Annotated in this window: 14 protein-coding genes; 1 reads left to right on the forward strand and 13 read right to left on the reverse strand. The window is 47.9% G+C overall.

Features of this window, described 5'->3' with window-relative positions:
• Nucleotides 1-44 precede the first annotated feature (44 nt).
• From cysE to spoIIID, 12 genes are all read right to left on the reverse strand, one after another.
• Nucleotides 45-707: a serine O-acetyltransferase gene (cysE, locus tag QM657_RS04835; protein ID WP_415065420.1), complete on the reverse strand. Its 663-nt coding sequence runs from the start codon at nt 705-707 to the stop codon at nt 45-47.
• 155 nt (nt 708-862) lie between these two features.
• A complete protein-coding gene (locus tag QM657_RS04840) occupies nt 863-1,279 on the reverse strand; it encodes a protease complex subunit PrcB family protein (protein WP_415065441.1) in 417 nt (138 codons plus the stop codon).
• A gap of 82 nt (nt 1,280-1,361) precedes the next feature.
• Nucleotides 1,362-2,222 carry an AraC family transcriptional regulator gene (locus QM657_RS04845; RefSeq protein ID WP_415065421.1) on the reverse strand — a complete coding sequence of 287 codons (861 nt, stop codon included), beginning with the start codon at nt 2,220-2,222 and terminating at the stop codon, nt 1,362-1,364.
• An 87-nt stretch (nt 2,223-2,309) separates the two neighbouring features.
• Nucleotides 2,310-3,191 carry an N-carbamoylputrescine amidase gene (gene aguB, locus QM657_RS04850; RefSeq protein WP_415065422.1) on the reverse strand — a complete coding sequence of 294 codons (882 nt, stop codon included), beginning with the start codon at nt 3,189-3,191 and terminating at the stop codon, nt 2,310-2,312.
• A gap of 202 nt (nt 3,192-3,393) precedes the next feature.
• The gene (gene aguA / locus QM657_RS04855; protein WP_415065423.1) at nt 3,394-4,488 is read right to left on the reverse strand and encodes an agmatine deiminase; all 1,095 of its coding nucleotides are present in this window, start codon (nt 4,486-4,488) and stop codon (nt 3,394-3,396) included.
• A 99-nt stretch (nt 4,489-4,587) separates the two neighbouring features.
• Nucleotides 4,588-5,709 (reverse strand): carboxynorspermidine decarboxylase, encoded by a 1,122-nt coding sequence (gene nspC, locus QM657_RS04860; RefSeq protein ID WP_415065424.1) that lies wholly within the window; start codon nt 5,707-5,709, stop codon nt 4,588-4,590.
• Nucleotides 5,710-5,712: 3 nt separating this feature from the next.
• Entirely contained in the window at nt 5,713-6,987 is a 1,275-nt protein-coding gene (locus tag QM657_RS04865; protein WP_415065425.1) for a saccharopine dehydrogenase family protein, read from the reverse strand.
• The gene (gene speE, locus QM657_RS04870) at nt 6,984-7,841 is read right to left on the reverse strand and encodes a polyamine aminopropyltransferase (RefSeq protein ID WP_415065426.1); all 858 of its coding nucleotides are present in this window, start codon (nt 7,839-7,841) and stop codon (nt 6,984-6,986) included. Before speE ends, QM657_RS04865 begins: the two co-directional genes overlap by 4 nt.
• A 15-nt stretch (nt 7,842-7,856) precedes the next feature.
• Nucleotides 7,857-9,308: an aminotransferase class I/II-fold pyridoxal phosphate-dependent enzyme gene (locus QM657_RS04875; protein WP_415065427.1), complete on the reverse strand. Its 1,452-nt coding sequence runs from the start codon at nt 9,306-9,308 to the stop codon at nt 7,857-7,859.
• A 439-nt stretch (nt 9,309-9,747) separates the two neighbouring features.
• A complete protein-coding gene (locus QM657_RS04880) occupies nt 9,748-10,614 on the reverse strand; it encodes a M15 family metallopeptidase (protein WP_415065428.1) in 867 nt (288 codons plus the stop codon).
• A gap of 11 nt (nt 10,615-10,625) precedes the next feature.
• Entirely contained in the window at nt 10,626-11,336 is a 711-nt protein-coding gene (locus QM657_RS04885) for a polymer-forming cytoskeletal protein (protein ID WP_415065429.1), read from the reverse strand.
• Nucleotides 11,337-11,529: 193 nt separating this feature from the next.
• Nucleotides 11,530-11,802: a sporulation transcriptional regulator SpoIIID gene (spoIIID, locus tag QM657_RS04890; RefSeq protein WP_333645402.1), complete on the reverse strand. Its 273-nt coding sequence runs from the start codon at nt 11,800-11,802 to the stop codon at nt 11,530-11,532.
• A 232-nt stretch (nt 11,803-12,034) separates the two neighbouring features.
• On the opposite strand from spoIIID, the gene QM657_RS04895 reads away from it, so the two are divergent.
• Entirely contained in the window at nt 12,035-13,105 is a 1,071-nt protein-coding gene (locus tag QM657_RS04895) for an HD-GYP domain-containing protein (protein WP_415065430.1), read from the forward strand.
• A 62-nt stretch (nt 13,106-13,167) separates the two neighbouring features.
• Here QM657_RS04895 and QM657_RS04900 read toward each other — a convergent pair whose 3' ends face one another.
• Nucleotides 13,168-13,656, reverse strand: coding sequence for a low molecular weight protein-tyrosine-phosphatase (locus QM657_RS04900; protein WP_415065431.1), 489 nt, complete (start codon nt 13,654-13,656; stop codon nt 13,168-13,170).
• Nucleotides 13,657-13,925: the final 269 nt, after the last annotated feature.

Raw genomic sequence — 13,925 nt, forward strand, 5'->3', positions numbered from 1 at the left:
TTTCAATATACTTTTTTTGTTATCATTCCGGACATATCCTGTCCTTACGGTTTTTCCTCTTCTTTTTCCTCTGTTTCCAGAGCCTTTTGAAGCTTTAAAATCTGTTCTTCCAGCTCCTTCATCCGCCCTTCCAGCTTCCTGTATTCCTCGGCAGACACCACGCCGGTTCCCTCCTGGGGGATTGGCACTCCGCCGATCTTAATGGGGCGGGCGGGAATTCCCACCGCGGTCACATTGTTTTCAAGAGGCTTTAAAAGCACGGCATTGGCAGCTATGGTACAGTTATCCCCTACGTCAAAAGAGCCTAAAATCTTAGCTCCCGCACCCACGGTCACATTGCTGCCCAGGGTGGGGTGACGCTTTCCTTTATTTAATCCCACGCCTCCCAGAGTCACTCCCTGGTAAATAGTGCAGTTGTCTCCCACTACGGCAGTCTCACCGATGACCACGCCGCATCCGTGGTCAATGAGAATCCCGTGTCCAAGCTGTGCGCCGGGATGGATTTCGATCAGCGTGAAGAACCTTGCAAGCTGGGAAATCATCCTCGCAATAAAAAATAATTTATGCTGGTAAAACCAGTGTGCAAAGCGGTGCCAGATCAGCGCATGAATCCCCTGGTAAAGCAAAAGCACTTCAAGAGCATTTCTGGCCGCAGGGTCTCTCTCCTTTACTGCCTTCACATCGAGCCATATATCCTTTAATATCATAACGATCCTCTCCTTTTGTCCTGACTCCTGTTTGAGTTAGTATATCATATGGCAGAATAAGAAAAAAGGAGAATTTGCACAAAACCCTATTTCCTCACAAAAACAGCCGCCCTGCTCCTTCTAAGTGTGCAGAACGGCCGCCTGATTCAACTCGCCTACTGAAATACCACCGGAAGCTCCGACATCTCTGTTTTGATGACGATAAAGGGATAAGAGGCTTCCGTTCCCACATTTTCTCCCTTTCCCGGTCCCATCAGTTCCGTATTCAGAACAATGGAATTATCGGTCAGATACAGTTCATTGACAGCAATGCTGTAGCCTCCGCTGGGCTGACGTCCATACCCGGCCACTATGTAAAGATTCTGATCATCGCTGAAGGTCAGCTTAAACGGGGACTGCTTTTTCTCCCCAATGATCTGCTTAAGCTCCTGAGGAATATCCCCTTCGGCAACCACTGAAAATTCCAGGTCACGCACCTTGCCGCCTTTATCCTTGTTAAAAATACAGCCGCCCAGCAAAGCCCCTGTCAGCACCAGCACGGCCAGGCCGAATAAAATCAGCCATTGTTTCATAAACAGTCTTCTCATACCACACTCCCAAACTGATTGATTGGTACTATTTATATGGGCATGACAGGGGCTTTATGAGAAAGATTTATGCCTTTTTACGCACCGGAATCCAGATTTCACTTTTGTAATCGTCTGAATCCGTATCTTCCTGGGAATACCATTCCAGTTGAGGGCCGTCAGCCATCTCATAGCCGGACAATGGAAACCATTCTGTGAATATCCTCTTCCATACGTTCTGCTGGCCCTCCGGCATTCGGCCTATGCATTCAAATATGGCGTAGGTTCCTGCCGGTATGAGAATTTCCTCCATGTCTTCCGGTATTTCTTTTCCTGATCCGGTTGCAATGTAATAATCAAATTCCTTTTCGTCCATATTGGCACAAATGCCCATACAGGACAAGTCTTCCCGGTCATTGTATTTCATCATTTCTTCAAGCTTGCCCTGGCTGCCCATCTCACACCAAAGCTGTGGAATCCTCTTGAAATTCTCCCCGTTTTCCATGGGCATTCTTTCCTTAAAACCCACCAGCCGAAACTCTCCCAGCTCTTTTACACAGTAATTCATCGCCTCTACTCCTTTAATGGTTATTTCAAATGAGATGCGGGGATAAGCCTTTATCTTCACTCCCGGAGTCCTCACCTCGCTGGGATTCACACCGTGTACGGCGCAAAATGCCCTGGCAAAGGAAACAGGCGACTCGTAGCCGTACTTCATGGCAACATCAATGACCTTTGCCTCTGTGGTCAAAAGCTCCATGGCCGCCAGGGACAAGCGCCTCCTTCTGATGTAGTCCGCTAAGGATACGTCAGCCATAAAGGAAAACATCCGCTGGAAATTAAAGCTGGAACAGCAGGCCCGTTTTGCCGCTTCTTCCAGATGAATTTCTCCGGTTAAATTGTCTTCCACGTAGTTCAGTGCCCCGTTCATTTTCTCCAGCCAATCCATCAGGCCCTCCCCCATCCGTCTTTGATAACCTCATTATAGACTGTTTCAGCAGAATGATCGCAACTTTCCTTGCACAAAAAAGTGGGGTCAGGACCTTCCTGTAATTTCCCCGTACATCTCCGGTCTGCGGTCCCGGAACAGACCCCAGTTTCTCCGTTCTGCGAAGATTTCATCTAAGTCAAAGGAAGCCAGTATGACCCCTTCTTCCTCCCTGTCCATGGACCGGACCATAGCCCCGGTGCCATCCGTAATAAAGGAAGAACCGTAAAATTTCAAAGAAGAACTCTGATTCCCGTTTTCCGGGCAGGCGGTGACGGCTTCCTCTCCCACCCGGTTGGCCGCTGCCACCGGAACGATATTGGAAGCAGAATGGCCCTGCATACAGCGCCTCCAGTGCTCCATGCTGTCACATTCCAGGATCGGTTCACTTCCAATGGCTGTTGGGTACAAAATCAGCTCTGCCCCCTTTAAGGCAAGGCACCGGGCCGTCTCAGGAAACCACTGGTCCCAGCATATGCCGATTCCTATTTTTCCATATGAGGTGTCAAACACCTGAAAGCCCGTGTCTCCGGGGGTGAAATAAAATTTCTCCTGGTAGTAATGGTCATCGGGAATATGGGTCTTTCTGTATATCCCAAGATTCCTTCCGTCTGCGTCCAGAACTGCCACCGAGTTGAACATGGTGTTTCCCGACTGCTCATAAAAACTGATGGGAAGAACCACGGAAAGCTCTTTAGCGATTCCTGCAAAATGATTCACTGCGTCGTTTTCCTCCGCCGTCTTTGCAAAGGGATAGTATTCATACCTTCTCTCCTGGCAAAAATAAGGGCGTTCAAACAGTTCGGGAAGGAGGATCACATTGGCCCCCTCTTCCGCTGCCTGCCGAACCAGCCGTTCCGCGTTTGCAATGTTCTTACTGATATCTTCACAGCACTTCATCTGAACTGCCGCCACTGTCACTTTTCTCACTGAATTTCTCCTTTTGGAATTTGCGTTACAGTCTAGCCATGCAGAAACATTTGTGCAATTTGTGCGTGGGAGCTTGCTCACTAAGCACAAATGGTACAAATGTTTCTATAGGGCGAACGCCCGACATGAATAATTTGGCGTTACACATAGCTTCCATTCAAGAAACTGTTATATACGCCAAATTATGAATGGCATGGCGGGGCTATAACGGAATCTGCTGCGTAATGCAGTGAATATTGCCGCCTCCAACAATAATATCCCTTGCATAGACCGGATAAATGTTCCGCTCAGGAAAGCATTCTTTAAGTATCCGCACCGCCTCCCCGTCATGCTCATCTCCAAACTGAGGAACAATCACTCCTCCATTGGATATATAAAAATTCACATAACTGGCGGCCAGGCGCTCTCCCGCTTCCCTTTCATCCTCTCCCGCCTCAAAAACAAAGCCGGAAAGCTCTTCTTGCCTGATACAAACCGGATTCTTTGGGATGGGAAGCTTATGGATTTTAAAATGCCGTCCTGCTGCGTCCGTTTCCTCTTCCAGAAGCTTTAAGTCTGCCAGGGACATTTCATACTGAGGATCATTCTCATCGTCTGTCCAGGCCAGCACCACCTCACCGGGGCGGACAAAAGCGCATACATTGTCCACATGTTCATTCGTTTCATCCTGATAAATTCCGTATTTCAGCCAGATGACCTTTTTAGCCCCCAGATAAGCCTTTAACTGCTCTTCAATCTGAGTTTTGGTAAGAGAAGGATTTCTCCCAGGGCTTAACAGACAGGCTTCCGTCACCAGCAAAGTTCCCTCTCCGTCAGAATGAATGGAACCGCCCTCCAGAACAAAATGCCCGGCATCGTAAACCGGATATCCGAACCGTTCACAAAACCGCCCGGCAACCAGATCATCCTTATCCCATTCCTGATACAGTCCGTCTGCGGTTCCGCCCCATGCGTTAAACTGCCAGTCAATTCCCCGGACCTCTCCGTGGCCGTTCACCACAAAGGTAGGACCCACATCCCTGGCCCAGGCATCGTCCGATTCCATCTCCACCACTTCAATCCGCTCAGAAAGCATTTCCCTGGCATTTTCCAAAACATCAGGTTCTGCCAGCATGATCACGGATTCGCTGTCTGCAATGGCCTCTGCAATCCGCACAAACGCCTTTCTGGCCTCCTTAGCCCCAAAGGGCCAGGAACCGGGCCGCTTGGGCCAGATCATGATACAGCCCTTATGAGGCTCAAATTCCCCCGGCATATAAAATCCGTCATTCACCGGAAGGCCTTTCAATCTCTCCATCGTCATTTTCCGCCCTTTCTATCCAGGTTCACCTTTGTCCGTCATGCGCCTGTACATTTACCTTTTCAAACGGCGGGAATACTGATTTTTCAAGCCTCTCTAAGACAGTCTTCCCTTAAAATCTTCATACCCAAACTCTTTAATCACCCGGCAGTCCCCGCCCTTATCCATAACAGCAATGGAAGGCAGAGGCATCCCGTTAAACGTGTTATTCTTCACCATGGAATAAATAGCCATGTCCATAAAGTACAGCTTATCTCCCGGCTTTATTTCCCTGTCAAAAGAATAGTCGCCGATCACATCTCCGGCCAGACAGGTGCAGGAAGAAAGCCGATAGGTAAAGGCCTTTTCTCCCGGCAGACCGCTGTCCTTTAAGGGCGGCCTGTAAGGCATTTCCAGCACATCAGGCATATGGCAGGCGGCAGAAGCGTCAAGAATCAGGGTTTTGATCCCGTTTTCCACCACATCCATCACCTCTGTCACCAGATAACCGGCATTTAAAGCAATGGCCTCTCCCGGTTCTAAGTAAATGTGAAGGCCATATTTCTCCTGCATCCTTTTAATACACTTTTCCAGCAGGCCGATATCATAATCCTCTCTGGTGATATGATGGCCTCCGCCCATATTCAGCCAGAAAAAGCCGTGCAGATATTTCCCGAACCGGGTCTCCACCGCCTCCAGGGTCTTTTTCAAATCATCTGCATTCTGCTCACATAAGGTGTGAAAATGCAGCCCTGAAATATAAGGCAGCCACTCCTCTTTAAAATTGGCAAGGGTCACTCCCAGCCTGGACCCCGGCGCGCAGGGATCGTAAATTTCATGGCCTTCCTGGGTGGAGCACTCCGGGTTGATCCGGATGCCCACACTCACCTCATGGCAGCAGTCCTTAAACTTCTCCAACTGGGAAAAAGAGTTAAACACGATGTGGTCGCAGATTTTGACCAGCTCATGAAAATCCTCTTCCCGGTAGGCCGGGGCGAAGACGTGGTTTTCAAGCCCCATCTCCTCCCTGCCAAGGCGTGCCTCAAAAAGACCGCTGGCCGTGGTTCCGTCAAGATATTTTCCAATGAGGGGGTACTGGGAAAAACAGGAGAACGCCTTTTGGGCCAGCAAGACGCTGCACCCTGTATGTTCCCTGACCCCCTTTAAAATCTCTAAATTTTCCTCCAGCTTACCTTCATCAATCACATAACACGGAGTCTTTAATTCCTCAATTTTCATGCTTTATTCCTGTCTCCAGACTTCTACGGTCTCCGGGTCCTCGCATACCACCCATGGAAGACCCCATTTGTTTAAAGCTTCCATATAGGGATCGGGATCGAACTCTTCCACATTGAATACGCCGGGCTTTTTCCAGGCACCGGTCATCACCATCATGGTGCCGATCATGGCCGGAACACCGGTGGTATAGGAAATGGCCTGAGAGCCAACTTCTCTATAGCACTCCTGATGGTCGCACACATTGTAAATATAAATGGTTTTTTCCTTCCCATCCTTCACTCCCGTAAAGATGCATCCAATATTGGTCTTTCCTACGGTTCTGGGGCCCAGAGAAGCGGGATCGGGCAGCAGAGCCTTTAAAAACTGGATCGGGACGATTTCCTGTCCGTTAAATTTGATCGGAGAGGTAGAAAGCATCCCCACATTCTCCAGACACTTCATATGGGTTAAATAGCTCTGTCCAAAGGTCATGAAAAAGCGGATTCTCTTCACTCCCGGAATGTTCTTAGCCAGAGACTCGATTTCCTCATGGTGAAGGAGATACATGTCCTTTTCTCCCACTTCCGGGAAATCATACTTGGACTTAAACTCCATAGGCTTTGTCTCAACCCATTTTCCATTCTCCCAATAGGAGCCGTTGGCAGAAACTTCCCTTAAGTTGATCTCAGGGTTAAAGTTGGTGGCAAACGGATAGCCGTGATCTCCTCCGTTGCAGTCCAGGATATCAATGGTGTGAATCTCATCAAAATAATGCTTTAACGCATAGGCGGAAAATACGCTGGTCACTCCCGGATCAAAGCCGGTTCCAAGAAGAGCGGTAATCCCTGCCTTTTCAAAGCGCTCCTTATACTCCCACTGCCAGGAATAATCAAAGTAAGCAGTAAAGCCCAGCTCCTCACAGCGTTTCTCATAGATCGCTCTCCACTCAGGATCATCGGTGTTTTCCGGCTCAAAGTTAGCCGTGTCAATGTAATCCACCCCTGTTGCCAGGCAGGCCTGCATAATGGTCAGGTCCTGATAAGGAAGAGCCACATTTAAAACTGCATCAGGCTTATATTCCTTAATCAGCGCAGCCACCTCAGCCACACAGTCCGCATCCACTTTAGCGGTCTCAATCCTGGTCTTTGTATTTCCCTCCAGTTTCGCCTTTAACTCATCGCATTTTTCTTTAGTCCTGCTTGCGATACAAATGTCAGTAAACACCTCGCTGTTCTGACAGCATTTGTGGATTGCCACAGAGGCAACACCACCACATCCGATAACTAATAATCTGCTCATTCTTTTTCCTCCTCTTCCAATAAATCTTCCACATATTTTGGCAGCATAAAAGCTCCTGTGTGAAGATTGGCCGTATAATACCAGGTTTCTATATTTAATTTTTTCCAGGTTTCCGGTTTAAAATCATAAATGGGGTGATACTTTTTCGATGCAAAGCCAAAGAGCCAGTAACCCGACGGACACGTCGGAATATGGGCCTGATAGACCCGGCTTATGGGGAAGGAACGGTATACCTTCCTGTGCATGCTTCTGCAGGCCATTTCATCCTCATCATAAAAGGGGCTTCCATGCTGGTAGACCATGATTCCGTCGTCCTTAAGGGCCTTATAACAGCTTCCGTAAAATTCCTTGGTAAACAGCCCTTCCGTGTGCCCGAACGGGTCTGTGGAATCGTTGATGATCAGGTCGTAAGCTTCCTTTTTATTTCTCAGATACCGAAGGCCGTCATCGTAAAAGACCCGGACCCGCTTGTCCTCAAGCCCCTTTGCCACCTCCGGAAATATATCCCGGCAAACATCCACAAACAGCTTATCCGTCTCCACCACGTCAATGGATTCAATGGAGGGATACTGCAAAAGCTCCTTTGCCACCCCTCCGTCTCCGCCGCCGATGATCAGCACATTCCTCACATTGGGATGGACTGCCATGGGGACATGGGTCACCATTTCATCATAGATAAATTCATCCTTTTCTGAAAAAACAATATCCCCGTCCAGAGCCACAAATTTTCCAAACTCCTGGGATTCAAACACATCAATCCTCTGATACTCGCTTTCACCGGAAAATAACTGCTTATCGATCCGCACTGAAAGCTTTACATTGGAAGTATGCAATTCAGAAAACCATATCTCCATATCTCTGCCCTCCTGCTACTTTTTCAACACCATCAGATGCTCCACGGCCGGGTCCTCCGTTCCCTGCATGGAACAGCCCTTTTCCCTGGCATAGACGATGTATTCCACAATTTCCTCGGTGATCATCTCTCCCGGCGCCAGAATGGGAATTCCCGGCGGATAACACATGACAAACTCCCCGCTGACCTTTCCTGCGGCCTCCCGCACCGGCAAAGACACCTTCTGGGAGTAAAATGCCTCCTGAGGGGAAATGACCACCTTAGGCGCTATGTACTCTCCAGAGAGCATTCCCGCCCGGTCCTTCTTATAGAGCCGCTCAATGTCCGCCAGCGCCCCCACCAGCCGCTCAATGTCCTGAATCCGGTCCCCGATGGAGATATAGGCCAGAATATTGCAGATATCCCCAAACTCAATCTGAATATCATACTCATCCCGAAGGAGGTCATAAACCTCAATCCCCGCAAGGCCATTTCCCAGGGTATAGACCGAAAGCTTTGTCACGTCGTAATCAAAGATACTGGTTCCGTTGATCAAGTCCCTTCCATAGGCATAATAGCCTCCGATGGAATTGATCTCCTCCCTGGCGTATTCAGCCATCTCCGCTACCCTTGCAAAGGATTCCTCTCCCCGCAGAGCCAGGTTCCTTCTGGATATATCCAGGCTTGAGAGCAGGAGGTAAGAAGCGCTGGTCGTCTGGGTCAAGTTGATGATCTGGCGCACGTAATCCCCGTTAACTCCTTTGTTTAACAAAAGCAGGGAACTTTGTGTCAGACTTCCCCCTGACTTGTGCATGGAAATGGCCGCCATATCCGCCCCTGCCTCCATGGCGGAAACCGGAAGGTCTTTCCCGAAATAAAGATGGGTTCCGTGGGCCTCGTCAGCCAGAACCTTCATCCCATGGGCATGAGCCACCCGGACAATGGAGCGGATGTCAGAGCATATCCCGTAATAAGTGGGGTTGTTGACGAATACAGCCACCGCATCAGGATTGTCCTCAATGGCCTTTTCCACCTGGCTGATTTCCATTCCCAGGGAAATGCCCAGCATGCTGTTGACTTCCGGATTTACATAAACCGGAACCGCACCGCATAAGACCAGGGCATTGATGGCGCTCTTATGGACATTTCTGGGGAGTATGATCTTATCCCCTGCCTTGCAGACCGATAAAATCATGCTCTGGACCGCCGACGTGGTTCCTCCCACCATCAAAAATGCATCCGCCGCCCCAAATGCCTGGGCCGCTAACTGCTCCGCATCCCTGATGACGGAAACCGGGTGGCATAAATTGTCAAGGGGCTTCATGGAGTTCACATCAAGGCCCACACACCGTTCCCCTAAAAGCTGGGCCAGCTCCGGATTTCCTCTCCCCCGCTTGTGGCCCGGCACGTCAAATGGAACCACTCTCTTTTTCCGGAATATTTCAAGAGCCTCATAAATGGGCGCCCTCTTTTGGTCTTCTCTGTTCATATGGCCTTCTATTTCTCCTTATCCTGAGATTATTTCTTCCGTTTTTCCAATCAAAAAGGCAGGTGACTTCACATCACCTGCCTGTAATTTCATGAATTGAATAACCATAAGGGCACTTTTCCCCTATTCTTCATGACAATTATCGTTTCCGTCTACATAGCAAATATATCGTCCCTGCTATTATTGATCGTTTCACAAGATGATGTGCAATCGCACTGATTATTAAGTAATCAACTTATAAAATTTGAGCTTCTAACTCAATCAATAATGTGGTTTCCCACGCTCGGCAGCCGACCCGCCTGTCCGTCTGGGCTTAACTTCTAACGAAGTGGTCGATATTTGCATGAAAACGATAATGTCTCTTCATACTGGGGTAAAGAATAACACAATCTGCTGATCCGTGTCAACAGATTTTTTATAAAAAACAATTTTTTTAGCTTTATTCCGGTTTTTCAGCCCCGCCATTGTCCTGCAGGAGGGCGTAAAATTCCTCCAGCACCAGGTCATTTTCCACCAGGAACTTGGCAACTGTTTTTCCTACGTACCGGAAGTGCTCCGGTTCATAGCGGATTCCCGTAATATGTTCCTTATCCTCCGGGTAACGGGCAATAAATCCGAAGCGGTAGCTGTTCTCAGCCAGCCACGCCGTCTCCTCCCTGTTCTCGTCCAGATAAAAGTAAGCCTTAGGGGCAATATCCACTACCAGACCGGTCTGATGCTCACTGGTTCCCGGCAGGGCAACCCTGGCCTTGCTTTCATAAAAGGCCTGCTGATAGTCCAGCCCTTCCTCCTGAAGCCGTCTTAAGCACTCATTAAAAAGAGACTGCTGTCTCTTTAAATCCCGGTGGGCCGAATATATCCCAAGGTGGTATCCCTCTGCTTCAGCCGCAGACAGCATATCCTCAAGGTCCCCGGCAATCCTCTCATCCACACTTTGGCCCGGCTGCACTTCCACTAAGTCCACTTGAAAGCTGGGGCTTAAGGGATGGGTGTCATTGACCAGGATCAGCTCCCAGGAACTGGCATCCACCAGGATCTCTCCATATTGGCTGGAGGAGACTTGAACCGGCTCCGGTTCGGGAATGGGTTTGCTGTTTTTAACCTCATCAGCCTGAGTCCGAAGCTCTTTATTTTCATTATAAAGCCTGTACCGTTCCTTGGCCAGCCTGTTGTTTTCTGCCTTAAAAAATACAGCCAGACCGGTGGGAATCAGGATGAGCAATGCAATGGTTGTAAGTATTAAATGACGGAAAAACCGTACACTTCCAAAGTAAGGTTTGCGCCTGCTGTTTTTTCTCTTGTTCATAGTCTTCTCTATCAATCGTAGGTAGTCATCATTCCCTTGATCTTGGCTCCCTGTGTAATAGCAAATGCTTTGGCATAAACCTTACCGATTACAATCGCACTTCCTCCAAAATGAATGGTATCTTCTGCTTTGACATCGCCTTCGCTGACGCCCTCACTGAATACATTGGCAGCCGTAATATCTCCCTTGATTCTTCCGTTGACGCCTAAGTCAGTCCGCTTATCAACGGTCACATTTCCGTTGACCTCGCCTTCCACTCTCACGTTGACGCCGGAAACATCTCCGGTCACACGGCCCATGATCAAAACATCGCCTCTGCTGGCAACGCTTCCGGTTACCTGGCCGTAAATATTCAAATCCGACTGGGTGACGATATCACCGTTGACAGTCATGTCCTCTGTAATCACAGCCACCTTGGAAGATATCTGGTTTACAGGCTCCATGGACAGTGTCTTTGTCTCCACAGTATAGGAGGACACCTTGCTGGTCTCCGCGGTCATGCGGACCGGTGCCTGTCCCGCAGAGGGGTTCTGGATGCCGGAAGGATTAAAAAATGAGCTCTGGTCCGGGCTCAAAACCTCTTCACTGTTTGGGGCTTCCTGTACGGCTGCCCTCGGTTCCTCTTTATAGTCCGGAATATCGGTCTCATCCCCTGTTCCTGAGGAATAACCCAGCAATTCGTTGACAGCCTTCTTGAAATTGCTCTCTTGTTTTTTAATCATACGGCCTCCTTTGTACCAATTCCTATATAACAACGCTATATATTCTTATTTTTATACATACTAGCTATTATAATAAAATTTCAGGTTAAAAACAAGTAGTATAGGATAAAATTGTTAAGGAACTTTTAATAAAAAAATAATTCTTGCAACAGAACAGCCGCCCAAAAAGCGGCGGCTGCCCATTTTTTTCCAGTTAATTCCTTTTGCTGCACATTTGCAGCCTATGCTGGTATTTCTCTTTGGTGGCAAGGCCCCCCCGGATATGGCGTTCTGACTTGTTGATGTCAAGAATCACTCTGGCTCTTGCTGCCAGGGAGGGATTGATATGCTCCAGGCGGTCTGTTACATCTTTATGTACCGTGGATTTGGATATCCCAAATTTTTTTGCCGTCTGCCTCACGGTCGCATGGTAGTCTATGATGTAATTGGCGATCGCAACCGCCCGCTCTTCAATATATTCCTTCAAGAAAATCCCCCTGCTAGGACGTTTTTACCATCATATGCAAAGGACTTTTAAGTTAGTACCAAATCGGGCCACATTGATGTTTCAGAGTATAACAAATTTCCATTGACGCAGGACTCAATAACATCTATAATTTAATGAGATATTATGCATATACTTCCAATTATGATAAAATAAGGAATATACCGAATAGAAGGAAAAAAAGACTGGACTCCAGTCTTTGAGGTGAAAAAAGTTGATTTATCTTCCTATTGAAAAGTTAGTGGAAGGCATGGAACTGGCCCGAAACATTCAAGGGCCAAACCCCATGCTTCCCTTTGCAGTAGCCGGGTGTAAATTAAACGAACGAATTATTGTCCGGATGCAAAGCGTTGGGGTTCAGGGGGCTTATATCAATACAGAACTGGCAGAGGGAATTGAGCCGGAGGATTTTGTCGAGCCGGAATTAAAGGCAAAGATGCTCACGAGCATCCGCAAAGCCTTTGACGAAAGCCTGAAAAAAATGACCTTTCAATCCAGCAGACAGATCTACCAGGAAATTACCAGTGTAGCTGAAACTGTTGTTATGAATATTTTGAGCAAGGACAAATATCTTTTTCAGATGATCGACATCAGAGATTACGACGGATACACCTATTCTCACAGCCTTTATGTGGGCATTTTAAGCGTGCTGCTGGGCCGCTACATCGGGCTTCCCCTCAATCGCTTAAATGACCTGGCTCTCTGCGGCCTTCTTCACGATATCGGAAAAACCGATATCCCCATTGAAATAACCAATAAAAACGGTCCTTTGACCGACGAAGAATTTGAAGTCATGAAGCAGCACCCCAGCATCTCTTATGAAAAACTGGGACAGAACACCATTATTTCCCAGGCAGTGCTGCAGGGAATCCGTACCCACCATGAAAAATTTAACGGAACCGGATACCCCTTAGGCCTTGTGGGAGAGGACATCCCTCTTTACGGGCGCATCTTAGCCATTGCAGATGTCTATGACGCCTTGAATTCTACAAGACCCTACCGGAAGGCCTGGTCTCCAAGAAAGATCTTTGATTATTTAAGCAGTTGTGCTGACACCCATTTTGACCCGGATCTTCTCACCGCTTTCCTGCAGTGCGTTGCCGCCTATCCAGTGGGTACCGTGGTACACTTAAGCGACGGAAGCACTGCTATTGTCAGGGACAATACGCCGGGATTTGCCCTGCGCCCTACCATCCGTATTATCGCACCTCCCTCAAAGGCCGGAACAGACTTGGATCTTTCCTGCGAGGCGTTAAATGTCACCATTCTTGACACTGAAATATAGTTCAAAAAAAGAAACGGACCCTTCCTGATTTCCCAGGGAAGCTGGTCCATTTCTTGATTTTCTCAACTCCAGGGATAGTCCTGGTCTAAAATATACGATAAAAGGGCTTCACATCCTTCATAAACATCGTCATAAGTGCGGTCAAAATCTCCCGTGTACCACGGGTCTGCAATGTCTCTCGGATTGGAAGAAAAGTCCAGAAGCCGTTTCACCTTCCCTTTGGTATCTTCCCCCACGATCTTAAGCATATTCCCTACATTTCTCTTATCCATGCCAATCAGATAGTCGTACTTGTCGTAATCCTTCCGGGATACCTGCACCGCATATTTCCCCTCAGTGGAAATCCCGTACTGCTTCAGCTTTTCCCTGGTCCCCCTGTGAACCGGATTTCCCAGTTCTTCTGTGCTGGTTGCCGCTGACGCCACATAAAAACAGTCTTTTAAACGCTCTTTTTCTATCATGTCCTTCATGACAAACTCCGCCATAGGAGATCTGCATATATTTCCATGGCAGACCATCAAAATGCGGATAACACCCCGTTCTTTCTCCATAATCAATGCTCCTTATCTGTCCCTGCTGCTGCACTTTGCATGATTCTTCTTTTAATTTACCTTCTCATTCCCCAGATTGCAATACTGAAATTAAATTTTTTAAAAAATTTACAATAAAAAAGCGCAAACCCAAACATGGATTCACGCGTTAAAATTCAAGATTATGTAAAATTAATTACATATACCCTCAAAACCACACATTGTTACATATCTATTCATCCGTTCTTACTTCCTCTTACCTAAACCAACCTGGTTAAGCCCTCGACCTA

The organism is Lacrimispora sp., from assembly GCF_047605665.1.
Classification (GTDB): Bacteria; Bacillota; Clostridia; order Lachnospirales; family Lachnospiraceae; genus Lacrimispora.